Origin of the sequence: Sphingobacterium alimentarium (assembly GCF_004342685.1) — a bacterium.
In the GTDB taxonomy this organism is placed as follows: domain Bacteria; phylum Bacteroidota; class Bacteroidia; order Sphingobacteriales; family Sphingobacteriaceae; genus Sphingobacterium; species Sphingobacterium alimentarium.
The window spans coordinates 56470-73195 of record NZ_SMBZ01000013.1 but is presented as its reverse complement, the minus strand read 5'-3'; the positions used below and the strand labels follow the sequence as shown (position 1 = coordinate 73195).

Below are 16726 nucleotides of genomic sequence, written 5' to 3'. Positions count from 1 at the left end.
TAAGGTCTAACATGAAGCAATGGTGAGTTGTAACCTTACCCGTAAGTGCCTTAAGTAGCTCTGTGTGTTTTTTTACCAACGACCCCTTAGCCATGCTTGCTAATACCAAGGGATCGGTCTGCCCCTTAGCCAGGGCGCGAATCATTTCCATTGCGCTTACTCCAAATACGTCGCTTACCACGCTGCGAAGCTTGATATTGGCCGATTCAAGGATATTCTGTAATCTATTTTTTTCTGCAGTACGCATTCCTATAAGCTTACGACGATGACGATACAACTCCCGGAGCTCACGAATATGCTGAGGCGGAATGAAGCTACCTTTTAATAATCCAGAAAGCAACAGTTTAGTGATCCATTCACTATCTTTTTTATCAGTCTTCTGTCCAGGAACATTCTTAATGTGACGCGCATTAACTAGAAGTATATGGAAATAATCCTCTAGAACAGCATACACAGGTCGCCAGTAAACACCAGTACTTTCCATAGCCACTTGGCTAATGTTGTGAGACTGAAGCCATTCGACTAATAGATATAAGTCATCCGTAAAAGTAAAAAATGTCTTTGTCTGTGTAACAAAATCACTACCTTTAATGGTAGCAACTACCGTGTCCTTGTGAACATCAAGTCCACAGCCACGGTCAAGGCTAAAAGGTAATCCACTGACAGCCATAAGTCTTATAATTTATTAGTACTAAGATACTATTTTGGCGTAAGCCTATTGGGACTATGAGCCCTTGACTTTCATGGCTGTTGGTGATACCGAATGTATCATGAATGTTTTAGTGGAATAGTATTGCTTTGTGGTTAATAATATTTCCAAATATAATTTTTGTTTATTATATTTAAGATAGAACCAAATCCTAAACTATGATTTTCCGAATTATATGTTTGGTCTTATTTTCTTTACGCGTATGCGGTCAGACTTTTAATGGTGCACCTTTACAGGGTATGGGCAATACAGGGCTCGCAGCAGAATCTATTTATAGTATCACTAATAATGCTGCTGGTATTGCCAATCTCCCATCACTCACTACTGCAATAGCTTATCAGCCGCATTTTATGAGTGGAAAATTACGGACACAAGCTATGTATTTAGCTGTGCCTACTCGCAAAATAGGCACTTTGGGATGGGGTATCCGAAATTATGGTATTGTTCAGGTTTCATCATTTCTAACATCCAGTTTGGCTTACGCCAGAAGTTTCGGAGGAATTATATCAACCTCTTTCTCCGCGAATTATCATCGTTATACCGTAAGAGATTATCTGGGTGACTTTGTTAAATCTAGAATTTCTCAATCAACTCTCGGGATTTGCCCTTGAATGGGGACTGATTTTCATGATGAGGGGATTATATGCCATTGAAGATTTGCCTTTAGCCAACGTGCAAGGGATTGGTTGGAACTGGATACAGATGCTTATATTATTAATAGGGATTGCTGCATTGGTGGTTGCTCTGAATTATAAAATAGCGAATTCGGTATTGCTCACCCTGTTTGCGATCTGCATATTGTCATTATTTGGTGGTATGCAGGTGTATAAGAAAATCAAAGCAAAGCGGTTTTACATTCTACAATTTACGTTCGGAATTAGCTATTTCTTTGATTGACAAAAGCAATGATTTCTTATGTTCTAATTTGGATTCTTTGTAGCACAACACTTTACAGTATAGTGTATTGCCTCATTTGCGACAATATGCATAGAATGAAGACATTGTATTTCACCCGTTGCCTTATGATGAATCAAACCGTCAGAATCAACTTATCCAAGTGGGCAAATTCTCCATTCTGATTCTCGAGCAGCGAATTACCGACCTACCCGAAAAGGTCGATTTTGTGCTTTGGCGCAAAAATAACTATACGGATATCGATGCGGTCTTGTCCCAATATACGGAAGCGATAATCGTATTGGATGGAAGCAACAGTGATAAGACCATAGATAGATTACGGGCGGCTGCAGCAAGTAATTCGGACAGACTTTATCTACTAAAAAATAATTTTGCTTATGTTTGGGAAGAGGAATAAACATGAACGATTCTATTCATTCCATACTAAAACAATACTGGGGATATGATGCGTTCAGACCCTTGCAAGAGGATATTATCCAATCTGTGCTGCAAGGAAGGGATACGTTAGCATTAATGCCCACCGGCGGAGGAAAATCCATTTGCTTTCAAGTGCCCGCAATGGCTAAGGAAGGTATATGTATTGTGATTTCGCCGCTGATTGCTTTGATGAAGGATCAAGTAGAAAATCTTCGTAGTCGCGGTATTGAGGCTATTGCTATTTTTTCGGGAATGAACTACCGGGAGGTTGATATCGCTTTGGATAATTGCATTTTTGGGAAAATCAAGTTTCTATATATCGCCCCCGAACGCTTCTATTCAGATTTGGTACGTGAACGTATCAAATACATGAAGGTCAATCTCTTTGCTATCGACGAAGCGCACTGTATTTCCCAATGGGGCTATGATTTTCGACCTTCTTATCTGCAGCTTGCCGAATTACGGGAAGCACATCCTGAAGTTCCTATTTTAGCCTTGACGGCCAGTGCCACACCTCGGGTCATTGAAGATATTCAAGAGCGACTCCAGTTTCGCCAAAAAAATGTGTTTTCCAAAAGTTTCGCTCGACCGAATCTAGGCTACATGGCCTTGCATGAGGAGAATAAAATGAATCGTATGCTCCGCGTGGTCAAGAAAATAGGAGGATCGGGCGTGATTTATGTTCGCAATCGTAGAGAAACACAAGAGGTGGCTCGTTTCTTGCTGAATCATGGTGTCCCTTCTGATTTTTATCATGCGGGTCTAGGACTGAAAGACCGGGAGAGTAAGCAGCATGCTTGGACTACTAACCAAATACGGGTCATAGTCGCTACCAATGCTTTTGGGATGGGAATAGATAAGCCCGATGTGCGTTTTGTCATTCATATCGATATTCCGGATTCGTTAGAAGCCTATTACCAAGAGGCTGGACGTGCAGGTCGTGACGGCAAAAAAGCCTTTCCAGTGTTGCTATACCAACAAGAAGATAGGGAGAAATTGTGGAAGAATTTTCAAGATAGCTTCCCGTCCGTGCAATTTATTCAACAGGCTTATCATTATTTGGCGAATCATTATCAGATTGCTTATGGCGCCGGAAAGAACATTACCGTGGATTTTGATGTGGTCGAATTTGCGAAGAAATATAAACTTCAAGTAGTACCTACGATGAGTGCGTTGAAATTCTTAGAGCGGGATGGTTGGTTGACTTTGTCGGATGCAGTATTTATTCCTTCACGATTTAAATTTGAGATAGACTTTCAAGAGTTATATCGGTTTCAAGTGCAGACCGCTAAATTCGATCCTCTGATAAAAGCAATACTGCGTACTTATGGCGGCGTTTTTGATTTTTATGTGCCAATTAATGAATACGAATTTGCTAAGAAATTAAGTGTTTCATATGAAACTGTGGTGCAGATGCTGGAAGGTCTAGAGAAACAGCAAGTGGGATCTTATCTCAAAAGTACCGATAAACCCCAATTAACTTTCTTGCAGCCCCGGGTAGATTATAAAAATCTATTTATTGATGCAGAATTTATTCGGGAGCGAAAAGATATTAAAGAAGAGCAAATCAAGGCCATTTATCACTTTTTGGATACCAAAGAGTGTCGTAGCAATGCGATTTTAGAGTATTTCGGAGAAATAGGAAATGCCCATTGTGGTGAATGCGATTTGTGTCTGAAACGTATGCATGTCGAAGGTATAGAAGTTAAAATCGAGCAAGAAATCCGTGTGCTTTTGTTGGATAAACCGCAGTCTTTGCAAGAATTGATTGATAATATCACTGTAGGTGATGACTCCCAAAAATTGAGCGTACTACGTGAGTTGGTCGATGACGGAAAGGCAGTTGTTACTGCAGAAATGTACTATTGGAAAGCCAACTAATAATGATTTTTGCTGTATTCAACTCGTTTTAAATTAATGTGTTAAAGTTTCTTGTTTTCCAAAAAAAATGATAGCTTTATTATAACCAAAATAAACTTTTTTTATGGAAAACTTTATGATTTACTTACCGGCAGCACTCGCTGTTTTGGGGTTACTATTCATGGTTTCAAAAGCCAGTTGGGTCAACAAACAAGACGCTGGCGAAAGCAAAATGCAATTTATTTCTAAGAGTATTAAAGAAGGTGCGATGGCTTTCCTGAAAGCAGAGTACCGGATTTTATTCATTTTTGTGGTCATCGCGGCCATTGCATTATTTTTTGTTTCTACCTTGGTCGAAACTACACATTGGATTATTGTGATCGCATTTGTGTTTGGCGCATTCTTTTCGGCATTAGCAGGAAATATTGGGATGCGTATTGCTACGAGTGCGAATGTACGTACCACGCAAGCGGCCCGTACCAGTCTTCCACAGGCACTGAAAGTATCATTTTCAGGCGGTACAGTGATGGGATTGGGTGTAGCAGGTTTGGCGGTTTTGGGGTTGAGCATCTTCTTTCTATTATTTCTCAGAATGTTTATTACCGATGGCGGAAATTTCTATAACGAGATGACCGTAGTATTGGAAGCTCTTGCTGGTTTTTCGCTCGGGGCTGAATCGATAGCATTATTTGCACGTGTAGGTGGGGGTATTTATACCAAAGCTGCGGATGTGGGTGCGGATCTGGTAGGTAAAGTAGAAGCGGGTATTCCTGAGGATGATCCACGTAATCCAGCGACTATTGCAGATAATGTGGGTGATAACGTGGGTGATGTGGCAGGTATGGGTGCAGATTTATTTGGTTCCTATGTAGCCACAGTGTTAGCCTCTATGGTGCTGGGCAACTACATAATTAAAGATATGGCTGAGGCGAATGGGGGAGTATTTACGGATTCATTCAATGGAATGGGACCTATTCTATTACCGATCGTTATCGCTGGAGTAGGAATTTTGGCTTCTATCATCGGAACATTCTTTGTGAAGGTGTCAAGTAATGATGCCAAAGAAAGTCAAGTTCAAGGTGCTTTAAATTTGGGCAACTGGATTTCCATTATTTTGACGGTTATATCCTGTTTCTTTTTGATAAGATATATGCTTCCAGAAGTGATTCAGATGAAATTTTTTGGTGAAGGATATAAAGATATTTCGCGCATGAATGTGTTTTATGCGACAATAGTGGGATTGGCTGTTGGTGGATTGATTTCAGCATTTACGGAATATTATACCGGATTGGGTAAAAAGCCGGTTTTAAATATCGTTAAAAATTCCTCTACCGGCGCCGCTACCAATATTATTGCTGGATTGGCTAATGGCATGATCTCTACATTTTCTTCGGTATTGTTGTTTGCTGCCGCAATTTGGGCTTCTTATTCTTTAGCGGGCTTTTATGGTGTAGCTATCGCGGCTTCGGCGATGATGGCGACCACTGCGATGCAATTGGCTATTGACGCTTTTGGCCCAATAGCGGATAATGCGGGTGGTATTGCCGAAATGAGTGAATTGCCTAAAGAAGTTCGTCAGCGCACAGATGTGTTAGATTCTGTAGGAAATACGACGGCGGCAGTAGGTAAAGGTTTTGCTATTGCTTCTGCGGCGTTGACAGCATTAGCATTATTCGCAGCGTATGTGACTTTTACTGGTATTGATGGTATTAATATTTTCAAAGCCGACGTATTAGCGGCCTTGTTTATCGGTGGTATGATTCCGGTTGTATTCTCTGCGTTAGCGATGCAATCTGTGGGTAAAGCGGCGATGGACATGGTGAATGAAGTGCGTCGCCAGTTCCGTGAAATTCCAGGAATTCTGGAAGGAACAGGGCAACCAGAATATGGCAAATGTGTGGATATTTCTACAAAGGCAGCTTTGCGTGAAATGATGCTTCCAGGCGCGATGACCATTATTACGCCTATAATTGTGGGCTTTGTCATGGGAGCTGAAGCATTGGGCGCGTATATGGCCGGTGTGGCAGTTTCAGGCGTGATGTGGGCAATTTTCCAAAATAATGCTGGTGGCTCTTGGGATAATGCCAAGAAATCTTTTGAAGCAGGGGTGGAGATCGATGGCGAAATGACATTCAAAGGTTCGGAAGCGCACAAAGCTGCGGTAACGGGCGATACAGTTGGTGATCCTTTTAAAGATACTTCTGGACCATCGATGAATATTTTGATAAAGTTAACTTGTTTGGTAGGCTTAGTGATAGCACCGATTTTAGGTGGTCATACCTTAAGCAATGCCAAGAAGGATAAAGTTATCGAAACGAAAGAAAAGATTGTTCAGGTCGAACATAAGAAATAAACTAAAAAGTCCCTTTGCAAAGGGACTTTTTTTATTGCAGGATTTCTTTGAGAATGTCTGTGAAAAATGGTATCCCATGGTTTCTATTTTCTTTATTCCAGGCTAAGTACAGCGTTGTACGTTGAGGAATATGTGTGAGTTCTATAAATTCAACATCTGCATGGTAGCCTTTTTTGAGTGATGAAGGAACTATGGCTATGCCGATTCCTTGCGACACCAAATTAAAAATACTTAAAGCATTGACCGTTCGCAGTGCCACTTTGGGCTCAAATTGATGATCTCTAAAAATACTCATCACCAAATCGTAGTATGAAGCGCTGTATTGTTTGGAAAATAGAATGAATGATTCTTCCTTGAAATCGGATAAACTTACTTTTTTCCGAGTGGTAATCGGATGACCTTTGGGAACAACTAGGGCAAAATTTTCCGTTAGAATAGGATAAGTTTGAATTTGACTCGGATAATTCGCCGTACGTACAAAACCAAAATCAAGCTCATTTCTCACAAGCATTTCCAATTGTATCTCATTGCTCAGCTCTTGTAAACTTATATCTATCAATGGCTGTTTTACTTTTAGCTTGGCTAGAAGTTCTGGAAGAATCGTTTGGACGGCAGAACCTATAAATCCCAATTTTAAGTTGGTGATTTTACCTTCTGCAATTTTTTCAATTTGCGTACGGATATTGTTTAGTTGATTGAATACCAAATCTACTTCTTGTTTCAAGAATATACCCGCTTCTGTTAGTTTTACATTTCGTTTATCTCTTTCAAAAAGCGGTGTCCTATAGATTTCTTCCATCTGTTTGATCTGTCGGGTCAACCCAGGTTGAGAGATAAACAAACGTTCTGCTGCTTTTCTGAAGTGTAATTCTTCGGCTAATACCCGAAAGTAATGTAAATGCCGAAATTCTATTTGATAATTCATAGTTATCAATTGTTGATGTAAAAGGTATTATTAGTTATTAAAACTACTAAGTAATTTTGATATAGTAAGATATAAACTATGAAAACGTTCCATTACGGTGAAGATTATTTAAGAAGTTCTCAAGCATTAGCGATAGCTAAAGGAGAACTAAAAGGGGAGTTGTCGCCTTCCACAATAGTGGCTATACATAAAAGTGCTGCCTACGTGAAGACCATTGTCGACAAGGGAGATGTGGTATACGGTATCAATACGGGATTCGGACCTTTGTGTACGACCTTGATTGATGCGGATGATACGCGTAAGTTGCAAGAGAATATTTTGAAGAGCCATGCAGTGGGGGTAGGTGAACCTATCGCCGAGGAACTATCCAAGTTGATGCTGATATTGAAGGTTCATGCATTAGCAAAGGGATTTTCGGGTGTGCAATTCTCGACTGTCGAACGTATTCTATGGCATATAGATCAGGATGTCATTCCTGTAGTCCCTAAACAAGGTTCTGTGGGGGCTTCCGGAGATTTGGCACCGTTGTCCCATCTTTTTTTACCATTGATTGGTTTAGGGAAGGTTCACTACAAAAATGAAATTCGACATACGGCGGATGTACTTGCTGAGTTTAATTTAGAGCCTATAGAACTCGGTGCTAAAGAAGGATTGGCGCTGATCAATGGTACACAATTCATGGCGGCACATGCTGTAAAAGCGGTCGTGGAGATGAGTAGAGTCTTGGACACAGCAGACCTTGTGGCGACATTGATGATCGAAGGACTGAATGGATCCATTAAACCATTTTATAAAGAATTGCATCAGCTGCGTCCTTATAAGGGTAGCTCCTATGTAGCGTCAAAAATATATAATCTTCTCGCAGGTTCAGCCATTTTAGAGTCTCATAAAAATTGTTCACGCGTACAAGATCCTTACTCCCTGCGTTGTATACCTCAGGTGCATGGTGCGTCGCGCAATGCTTGGTTACACTTAAAAGAAATAATCGAAACAGAAATAAATGCCGTGACAGATAATCCCATCATTATCAACGATGAGTTGACGATCAGTGGCGGATCGTTTCACGGTCAACCTATTGCGTTGCCGATGGATTACGCTACTTTGGCTATGTCAGAAATAGGAAATATATCGGACAGACGGGTGTATCTTTCTCTGGAGGGCGTCACCAACGGGGTGCCGAAACTGCTGATGAAAGTGACCGGGTTGAATTCCGGATTTATGATTCTGCAATATACTACTGCGGCTCTGGCTAGTGAGAATAAAGGGCTTTGTTTTCCATCCAGTGCAGACAGTATTCCGACCTCTTTGGGGCAGGAAGATCATGTGAGTATGGGCTCTATTTCGGGACGAAAATTGTTGCAGGTGATTGAGAATGTCGATAAAATATTGAGTATAGAATTGCTATGTGCGGCGCAAGCAAAGGATTTTCATGCTCCATTAGTATCTACTCCGATTATAGAAAAGTTGCATCAACATATCCGTACGCGAATTCCGCATTTGGAAGAAGACCAACCTATGCAGGATATTTTGGATAATGCATTGGAATTTGTCAAAAAAGGGGATATATTACGGATTGCAAATGATGTTGCCGCTCAACAGGGCGTATCCTATAAAGAAGCTTTTGCTGAAAATTTTGAAAACTTTTAATATGAAAAATCAACTAATAGGTCCATTTAAGCAGCTTTTGACGATGCGTAATTTGCCTCTCAAAGGTGCGTTGCAGGATAGTCAGTTGGAAATTATTTCAAATGGCGGTATTTATGTAGAAGGTGAATATATAGTGGAGGTGGGGGATTATGATCATTTACGAGAGAAATATTCTGAGGCTTCGACAGTTGTACTTTATGGAGAATATATCGCAGTACCGGGATTTATTGATTGCCATACCCATATTGCCTTTGCCGGCAATCGGGCAAATGACTTTGCATTACGCAATGCGGGCAGTTCATATTTGGAAATAGCTGCGGCTGGAGGCGGAATTTGGAGTACTGTGCAGCATACTCGCGCTTGTACGATGGAAACGCTGATTGAGCTGACCACCTCGCGTGCTGAATATTTGTTGCAACAAGGTGTCACCACTGTAGAAGTCAAGAGCGGATATGGGCTAAATGTGGAAGAAGAGTTGAAGACTTTGTGTGCTATAAAAGCTGCTGGAGCCCACACTTCGGTAGATCTAATAACCACTTGTTTAGCTGCCCATATGAAGCCTAGGGATTTTGAGGGAAGTGCTTCGGAATATTTAGAATATATAGCGACCAACCTGTTTCCTTTATTGAAGACAGAAGATTTAACTCATCGTATTGACGCATTTATTGAAGAGTCTGCTTTTTCGGTTGAGGAAATTCAGCCTTATCTATCGAGAGCTCAAGAGTTGGGATTTGACATTACATTGCACGCTGATCAATTTACGACCTCGGGATCGAAATTGGCTGTAGCAATGGGTGCAGTTTCTGCGGATCACTTAGAGGCATCCACTTCTGAAGAAATAGCGCTACTTAGCCAATCGGATGTAGTTGCAGTTGCCTTGCCGGCAGCTTCTTTGGGTTTGGGATGTGCATTCACCCCTGCACGTGCCTTATTGAACGCAGGTGCTTCTTTGGCGATCGCTACAGATTGGAATCCAGGCTCCGCACCCATGGGACAATTGGTCACTTCGGCAAGTATTTTGGCCAGCAATCAAAAATTGACAAATGCTGAGGTGTTGGCAGCTATCACCTATCGAGCAGCACATGCCTTAAGATTAGCAGATAGAGGGAGATTGGTTACGGGTCAGTTAGCAGATTTTGCGATTTATCCCACAGATAATTACCAAAATATTACGTACCAACAAGGTGCGCTACAACCTCAATTCGTGTGGAAAAGAGGAGAACTAGTTTATTCCATTACATCCTAAATATTCACCCATGACAACATTTCAAGAGCAAATTCGACAAGGAATACCCGTAAATTTACCTCCTAAAAAGACTTTTAGTCCAGGGGTCAGTCATGCGCCTAAAAGAAAGGCTATTCTCTCGAGAGAGGAAGAAAAATTGGCTATTCAGAATGCTTTGCGTTATTTTAAGAAGGAATGGCACGAAGAGTTGGGAATTGAATTTTTGGAAGAATTGCGTAGGTACGGACGTATTTATATGTATCGTTTTCGACCTGATTATGAGATGTATGCCCGTCCTATTACGGAGTATCCAGCCCGGAGTGTACAAGCAGCGGCTATCATGCTGATGATACAAAATAATTTGGATCCCGCAGTAGCGCAGCATCCGCATGAGTTGATCACCTATGGTGGAAATGGTGCGGTATTTCAAAATTGGGCGCAATATCTTCTGACGATGAAATATTTGTCAGAAATGACGGAAGAGCAGACTTTGCATATATATTCCGGTCATCCCATGGGCTTATTCCCCTCATCCAAAAATGCACCGCGTGTCGTGGTAACAAATGGGATGATGATACCCAATTATTCCACACCGGATGATTGGGAACGCTTCAATGCGTTGGGTGTAACCCAATATGGGCAGATGACAGCAGGTTCGTATATGTATATCGGTCCGCAAGGTATTGTGCATGGAACTACCATCACTGTAATGAATTCATTTCGTAAAGTACTGAAAGCCGGAGAGGATAGTAGAGGAAGGGTGTTTGTGACGTCAGGACTAGGGGGCATGAGTGGTGCGCAGCCTAAAGCGGGTAATATAGCAGGTTGTATTACCGTGTGTGCTGAAGTAAATGCAGCTGCAGCTACGAAAAGACATGAACAAGGCTGGGTAGACGAATTGTTTTATGCGATGGATGAACTTGTTGCGCGAGTGAAGCAAGCAATATTCAACAAGGAGGTGGTAGCGTTGGCTTATGTAGGAAATGTGGTCGAAGTGTGGGAAGAATTCTATGCGCAAGATATTTTCATTACGGTAGGTTCAGACCAAACATCCTTGCACAATCCATGGTCGGGAGGATATTATCCAGTTGGGATCTCCTTTGAAGAATCAAATAGGCTTATTGCGGAGCATCCAGAGGAATTTAGAAAGCAAGTTCAATTGACGCTGGTGCGTCATGCAGATATAATAAATAAGCATGCTTCTCGTGGAACATACTTTTTCGATTATGGCAATGCTTTTTTACTGGAAGCGAGCCGTGCAGGAGCTGATATTATGGCCGAAGACGGAATCAATTTTAGATATCCTTCCTATGTACAAGATATTTTGGGACCGATGTGCTTTGATTATGGTTTTGGTCCATTCCGATGGGTTTGTACTTCTGGCCGAGCTGAAGATTTGTACGCAACCGATCAGATGGCCTTAGACGTTCTATTGGAACTTAAAGCTGCTGCTCCCGCAAATATAGCCCAGCAAATGGAAGACAATATCAAATGGATTCAGGATGCCGCAGAAAATAAATTGGTGGTGGGTTCGCAGGCACGTATTCTCTATGCGGATGCATTGGGACGAATGAAGATTGCAGCAGCCTTTAATCAGGCAGTGCGGGATGGCAGGCTGTCGGCGCCAGTGGTGTTGGGAAGAGATCATCATGACGTGAGTGGTACCGATTCGCCTTATCGAGAGACAAGTAATATCTATGATGGAAGTAAATTCACTGCTGATATGGCGATTCACAATGTGATCGGTGATAGTTTTAGAGGTGCCACTTGGGTGTCAATTCACAATGGCGGCGGTGTAGGATGGGGTGAAGTGATCAACGGTGGTTTTGGTTTGGTGTTGGATGGATCGGATGAGGTGGACGAAAAATTGAAACAAATGCTGTTTTTTGACGTTAATAATGGTATAGCAAGACGTGCTTGGGCGAGAAACAAAGAGGCTATGGAGGCTATAGAAACTGAATTGAGCCGCACAAGTAACTTACAAGTCACACAAGCACAGCTGGTCGAACCCTCATTGATAGATAAAATTTTTGCTTAATGGAAACCTTTAAAAAACTTTACGAAAAACCGAATACCGATCTTTGGCATGGCAGGATTGATGGAGAAAGCCCGGAGTACCTTCGCTGGCATCAGGTGGTGGACTGTGTGGATCTGAACGAAGTCTCCGGATCGACCAACTCAGTCGTGTTATTAGGGTTTTGTTGTGACGAGGGCGTCAGAAGAAACCTCGGTCGTGAAGGCGCAAAAGCTGCGCCCGATTATCTTCGTAAGGTTTTATCGAATTTGCCACTTCATTTTTCAGAAAATATCAAGTTGGTCGATGCAGGAAATATCAATACCAATGGTTACGATTTAGAATCTGCGCATGAAGCATTAGCTATAGCTGTTCAAAAAATTAGAGCAGCCGGTGGTTTTCCGCTTTTAATTGGCGGAGGGCACGAAATAACGTATGGACATTTCAAAGGATTGTATAATTCCAACCGAAGTGTTGGGGTCATTAATTTGGATGCGCATTTGGATATGCGACCACTGATGGATGATAAACAAAATTCAGGAACGAGTTTTTATCAATTGAATAAAGATCTCTTCGACGTAGGCAAGCGATTGAACTACCTTGCTATCGGTATTCAAGAAATTTCGAATACGAAAGGTCTTTTGAGCTATGCAGAATCGCAAGGCGTAGAAATTATCTATGGCAAGGAGCTTGTACCTCATCATATAGATGCCATAAAAACCAAAATTGAGCAATTCGCACAGCAGGTCGATGACTTATATTTTACGATAGACATGGATGTTTTCGCTGCGGCATTTGCGCCCGGTGTAAGTGCTGTAGCCTATGATGGGATTATCCCCGATTCTAATTTTTATGAACTGCTTTCGTTCATATACCAACAACCCAACCTTATCAGTATGGATATTGCAGAACTCAATCCTCGATTTGATTTGGATGAACGTACGGCGAAACTAGCGGCCAATTTAATTTTCCAATTCCTTCAAAAATTTTAATTATTTTTAATAAAAAAGATTAATAAGGCTAAAAGTTGTTTATAAAGAGTAGTTTACAAGATTTGAAAACCGTATCGGTAACGATTTAGTCATGGTGCTTGTTGCACTCACTTTCACTTGATTACCTTGTAAATCATTAGTGCAAATTTAATAAAATAAGGGTAAAGTAACACTAAATACTTTGCCCTTTTTTATCTTTTCACAGCTACTAAAGTACATCCGTTAATGAAAATCTTTCCCAATATGGGGGAATCTGTGGAAAAAGTTTCAATATTATTTTCAAATTTTGCCATACCGACAATAGATATAGCTCCGAAACAAATAGTGTCAAACACTTAAAAAGTCTATGCTATGGAAATTACGTTGAGCAAAATATTATTGCAAATTCGGCATCAGGAAGACAAAGTATCTTCTCAAATGATGCGAACATCGGAAGAGGCTTATGAAATGACCATATTCCTAAGAGAAATGCTGTGTTCTGTAAAATCTTCAGTCTTACAAACTGGATTTAAGGATGAACAACAGGAGGTTGACTTTTTCAAGAATATCAAACCAGAGATATTAGGAAAGCTCATTTATTATAACAAGGTATTCCGTATTGAAACGACCTGCCCTGTCAGCAACGGCAAAATGTATTATGCCTATTTTGAAAATGAATTAAAAAATCTCAAATCCGAATACAAGGATAGTATCTGTAATACGGATTTTTACAAGTATTACCGTGCAGGGAGAACAGACCGTGACCATACTTATTTCAGGCTCGGACAAATCAACTACCACGATGGGTTAAATAGCGGTGTCTTTGAAATTGACCTTAATTTCTCAACGTATTATGACAATCGGGTTGCCCATATTATTGCAAATGAATTACTGTATAATTATCTACTTACTAAAATCAATCCCGAAGAAAATCCCGAAATGGTTTTGATAAGTGGAGATGCCAACATGGATATTTCTTGGACGAACTCGCAAAACGCACTTATTGAGCTTATATACGCTATCTATGCCTCAAATTCTGTTAGCTACGGAAAAATCGGTATCAAAAAATTAGCCTTGATATTTCAGGTTTTATTCCAAACACCGCTAAACGATATACATCACGCTTTCCACAGAATGAAAACCCGAAGCGGTTCCCGAACTGCATTTTTAGACCAGCTCAAAAACTCATTGGAAGAATATATGGATAAAGACCTTTAGTTTATGATCGTCTTATTTTCAAAGCAGTACATTACCGTGTACTGCTTTTTTGTTTGTATCATTTGCCAATATACACCAATTGGCGAACGGTGGTTGAATCCGTTGACGAAACATTTAAAATCCCTTAAAACCCTTATCTGATAAGTTTTTTTTTCAATTGTAAAAATTTTCAAAAAATGCCCAAACCAATTGGCGAAGGTTGGCGGACAAACACTGCCACCTTTGGCAATTTTGCATAGTGAACTTTAAAAAGCTATGCAATGAAAATCATAACTATAGAAGAAGAAGCGTGGAAAAATCTAAATAGCCGTATCAACGCTATTGCTGATTATCTGAAAAGATTGGAAGACACAAGCTATGACGATCTGTGGCTCAATAACCACGAGGTATGCCAATATCTGCACATCAGCGAAAAGACTTTGTGGCGTATGCGTAATAAAAGCGAGATAGCGTATTCAAAAATCTATGGACAATATTTCTATACCATCGGAGCAATTAAGGATATGCTCAATGCCAATGCCATACAGAGTAGTGACGAGTATGTACAACAACTTATGGAAAAGGGCAAAAGCTATATCGAAAAAGGTAGAAAAATAAAATCCGACAAACTTTAAAACTTATCCTTATGAATATTGATAGAATGGAATTTTTGTCGTGGATGGAACGTATAATGGACAGGTTCGATATGCTGAGCGACAATATAGACGACTTGCAAAAGAAACGAAACAGCATTGATGGCGAAGAATTGCTGGATAATCAAGACTTACTGCAAATGCTGAAAATAAGCAACCGCTCTCTACAACGGTATCGCTCCATTGGAAAGCTACCCTATTACACAATAAGCGGAAAGCTGTATTACAAGCTGTCCGATGTGCATCAGTTCATCAGGGAGAGCTTTAACCCTCCTGCGAACAAATAGAAAGCCAATGAGCGACAAATACTGCCTTTGAGTGCCACATCGGGCAAGTCAGTGAACGCTTCCTTTACTTTCGGCGATGAACTTTAAATTTTTATGATTATGAGCGAAGAAATAACAAACAAGCAGGAAATGCCCGAACAGTTATCGGACATATTGTTAGTGCTGGATAAAGAAAAAATGAAAATCCAAGCCGTAAAGAGCATTGACGAAAACGGAAAAATGGAAACCGTAGACCCCACGAAAAAGAATCAAAATCAATTTATGCGTGTGGATAAGCATGGCGATTTCTTCTCTAATTTCTTCTCTAACTTTTTCAGTCAACTGAAAAATCCAACCAACTTTTCATTTTTTAAAGTTGCTGAACCCGAAGCTATTGAAAAGGCAAAGGAAATGCAGAAGCAGGTTGACAAGCCCACTCCGGAGGGCGAAAAGATGATGAAAGAACACGAAGTAAAAACCGACATACAAGAGAATAATAAACAAGAAAATAAAAATGATATGGCAACAGCACAAACAACACCGGAAACAAGCGAATACCGCTACAAGCCGGAGCAGATCGATTGGGATACAATGAAAAATATCGGATTGAGTAAGGAATATCTTGAAAAAAGAAACCTGCTCGATCCTTTGCTAAGAGGTTATAAAACCAACGAACTTGTGCCAATAGGCATCAATCTCGGCGGTTCCATCCTCCGCACAGATGCCCGCCTGTCTTTACAGCAAGGCGAAGACGGAAATGCTATCGTGGCAATACACGGTATCAAAAAAGAACCTAATCTGCATTTTGAGTTCTTCGGACACAAGTTTACAGATGAGGATAAGAAAAACCTGCTCGAAACAGGTAACATGGGGCGTGTGGTTAATCTAATCAATTCTAAAACAGGCGAACTAATGCCGTCTATTATCAGTATTGACAGGCTTACCAATGATGTAATTGCCCTGCGAACAGATTTCATTAAAATTCCCGATGAAATTAAGGGGGTAAAACTGAACGATGAGCAAAAGCAAACCTTAATGGAGGGCAAACCGCTCAAATTGGAGGGGATGATTTCCACAAAAGGAACGGAGTTCTCGGCAACCGTACAGTACAATGCTGATAAACGCTATACTGAATTTTTGTTTGACCGTAGTAACTCCAACGGACAAAAGCAAAATAACCAACAAAACAATCAGCAAAGCCAACCACAGGAAGCCCCAAAAACATTTCGGGGTAAGGAACTGACCGATGAGCAGTATAAGGATTTCAAAGCGGGTCAAACCGTGTATATGGCAGGTCTGGTCGATAAGAAAGGGCAAACGTATAACGGTTACATCACGTTCAACAAAGACACCGGAAAAACTGGCTTTGAGTTTCCAAATCAATATAAAGAAAGAATGCAACCTACCGAAGCCCACAAAACGCAAACTGCCGTCAATTCGCAGGGTAAAACCAACGAAGCGACCAAAAACATCAAAGAGCCTTTGAAGTCCGGGCAACAAAGACCTAAAAATGAAAAACAGCAGGAGCAACAAAACAAGCCTGCAAAATCAAGAGGTAGAAAAGTTAGTTAGTT

At 40.8% G+C, this 16726-nt stretch carries 15 protein-coding genes; 13 read left to right on the top strand and 2 right to left on the bottom strand.

Annotated elements, in window-relative coordinates:
- Positions 1-670: IS110 family RNA-guided transposase (locus tag EDC17_RS06805; RefSeq protein ID WP_132777346.1), on the bottom strand; the 670-nt coding region annotated here is incomplete at its 3' end.
- 197 nt (positions 671-867) lie between these two features.
- On the opposite strand from EDC17_RS06805, the gene EDC17_RS06800 reads away from it, so the two are divergent.
- From EDC17_RS06800 to EDC17_RS06780, 5 genes are all read left to right on the top strand, one after another.
- A complete protein-coding gene (locus EDC17_RS06800; RefSeq protein WP_132777345.1) occupies positions 868-1320 on the top strand; it encodes a hypothetical protein in 453 nt (150 codons plus the stop codon).
- Positions 1321-1336: 16 nt separating this feature from the next.
- The gene (locus EDC17_RS06795) at positions 1337-1606 is read left to right on the top strand and encodes a hypothetical protein (RefSeq protein WP_165894378.1); all 270 of its coding nucleotides are present in this window, start codon (positions 1337-1339) and stop codon (positions 1604-1606) included.
- 118 nt (positions 1607-1724) lie between these two features.
- Entirely contained in the window at positions 1725-2021 is a 297-nt protein-coding gene (locus EDC17_RS06790; protein ID WP_132777343.1) for a hypothetical protein, read from the top strand.
- Positions 2022-2023: 2 nt separating this feature from the next.
- Complete coding sequence (locus EDC17_RS06785) at positions 2024-3922, top strand: RecQ family ATP-dependent DNA helicase (protein WP_132777342.1); 1899 nt, start codon at positions 2024-2026, stop codon at positions 3920-3922.
- Positions 3923-4025: 103 nt separating this feature from the next.
- Complete coding sequence (locus EDC17_RS06780) at positions 4026-6254, top strand: sodium-translocating pyrophosphatase (RefSeq protein WP_132777341.1); 2229 nt, start codon at positions 4026-4028, stop codon at positions 6252-6254.
- A gap of 31 nt (positions 6255-6285) precedes the next feature.
- On the opposite strand, the gene EDC17_RS06775 is transcribed toward EDC17_RS06780, so the two are convergent.
- Positions 6286-7179, bottom strand: coding sequence for a LysR family transcriptional regulator (locus EDC17_RS06775; protein ID WP_132777340.1), 894 nt, complete (start codon positions 7177-7179; stop codon positions 6286-6288).
- A 78-nt stretch (positions 7180-7257) separates the two neighbouring features.
- Here EDC17_RS06775 and hutH point away from each other — a divergent pair, with 78 nt between their 5' ends.
- The 8 genes from hutH (at position 7258) to EDC17_RS06735 (ending at position 16724) form a co-directional block, all read left to right on the top strand.
- Entirely contained in the window at positions 7258-8826 is a 1569-nt protein-coding gene (gene hutH / locus EDC17_RS06770; RefSeq protein WP_132777339.1) for a histidine ammonia-lyase, read from the top strand.
- A 1-nt stretch (position 8827) separates the two neighbouring features.
- Positions 8828-10072: an imidazolonepropionase gene (hutI, locus tag EDC17_RS06765; protein ID WP_132777338.1), complete on the top strand. Its 1245-nt coding sequence runs from the start codon at positions 8828-8830 to the stop codon at positions 10070-10072.
- A gap of 10 nt (positions 10073-10082) precedes the next feature.
- A complete protein-coding gene (locus EDC17_RS06760; RefSeq protein WP_132777337.1) occupies positions 10083-12089 on the top strand; it encodes a urocanate hydratase in 2007 nt (668 codons plus the stop codon).
- The gene (gene hutG, locus EDC17_RS06755; protein WP_132777336.1) at positions 12089-13057 is read left to right on the top strand and encodes a formimidoylglutamase; all 969 of its coding nucleotides are present in this window, start codon (positions 12089-12091) and stop codon (positions 13055-13057) included. The genes EDC17_RS06760 and hutG overlap by 1 nt, the downstream gene beginning before the upstream one ends.
- Before the next feature lie 351 nt (positions 13058-13408).
- Positions 13409-14254 carry an RteC domain-containing protein gene (locus EDC17_RS06750; protein ID WP_072997319.1) on the top strand — a complete coding sequence of 282 codons (846 nt, stop codon included), beginning with the start codon at positions 13409-13411 and terminating at the stop codon, positions 14252-14254.
- Positions 14255-14514: 260 nt separating this feature from the next.
- On the top strand, positions 14515-14868 hold the full coding sequence (locus EDC17_RS06745; protein ID WP_072997318.1) for a helix-turn-helix domain-containing protein: 354 nt from the start codon (positions 14515-14517) through the stop codon (positions 14866-14868).
- Between the two features lie 11 nt (positions 14869-14879).
- The gene (locus EDC17_RS06740; protein WP_072997317.1) at positions 14880-15173 is read left to right on the top strand and encodes a helix-turn-helix domain-containing protein; all 294 of its coding nucleotides are present in this window, start codon (positions 14880-14882) and stop codon (positions 15171-15173) included.
- A 99-nt stretch (positions 15174-15272) separates the two neighbouring features.
- Positions 15273-16724, top strand: coding sequence for a DUF3945 domain-containing protein (locus EDC17_RS06735; RefSeq protein ID WP_072997316.1), 1452 nt, complete (start codon positions 15273-15275; stop codon positions 16722-16724).
- Positions 16725-16726 lie beyond the last annotated feature (2 nt).

What these genes read in the sequence shown, in the direction of transcription:
- EDC17_RS06775 (WP_132777340.1), bottom strand. Translation starts at nt 7,179, where the DNA reads ATGAATTATCAAATAGAATTTCGGCATTTACATTACTTTCGGGTATTA.
- EDC17_RS06745 (WP_072997318.1), top strand. Translation starts at nt 14,515, where the DNA reads ATGAAAATCATAACTATAGAAGAAGAAGCGTGGAAAAATCTAAATAGC.
- EDC17_RS06750 (WP_072997319.1), top strand. Translation starts at nt 13,409, where the DNA reads ATGGAAATTACGTTGAGCAAAATATTATTGCAAATTCGGCATCAGGAA.
- EDC17_RS06780 (WP_132777341.1), top strand. Translation starts at nt 4,026, where the DNA reads ATGGAAAACTTTATGATTTACTTACCGGCAGCACTCGCTGTTTTGGGG.
- hutG (WP_132777336.1), top strand. Translation starts at nt 12,089, where the DNA reads ATGGAAACCTTTAAAAAACTTTACGAAAAACCGAATACCGATCTTTGG.
- hutI (WP_132777338.1), top strand. Translation starts at nt 8,828, where the DNA reads ATGAAAAATCAACTAATAGGTCCATTTAAGCAGCTTTTGACGATGCGT.
- hutH (WP_132777339.1), top strand. Translation starts at nt 7,258, where the DNA reads ATGAAAACGTTCCATTACGGTGAAGATTATTTAAGAAGTTCTCAAGCA.
- EDC17_RS06740 (WP_072997317.1), top strand. Translation starts at nt 14,880, where the DNA reads ATGAATATTGATAGAATGGAATTTTTGTCGTGGATGGAACGTATAATG.
- EDC17_RS06795 (WP_165894378.1), top strand. Translation starts at nt 1,337, where the DNA reads ATGATGAGGGGATTATATGCCATTGAAGATTTGCCTTTAGCCAACGTG.
- EDC17_RS06785 (WP_132777342.1), top strand. Translation starts at nt 2,024, where the DNA reads ATGAACGATTCTATTCATTCCATACTAAAACAATACTGGGGATATGAT.
- EDC17_RS06760 (WP_132777337.1), top strand. Translation starts at nt 10,083, where the DNA reads ATGACAACATTTCAAGAGCAAATTCGACAAGGAATACCCGTAAATTTA.
- EDC17_RS06735 (WP_072997316.1), top strand. Translation starts at nt 15,273, where the DNA reads ATGAGCGAAGAAATAACAAACAAGCAGGAAATGCCCGAACAGTTATCG.
- EDC17_RS06800 (WP_132777345.1), top strand. Translation starts at nt 868, where the DNA reads ATGATTTTCCGAATTATATGTTTGGTCTTATTTTCTTTACGCGTATGC.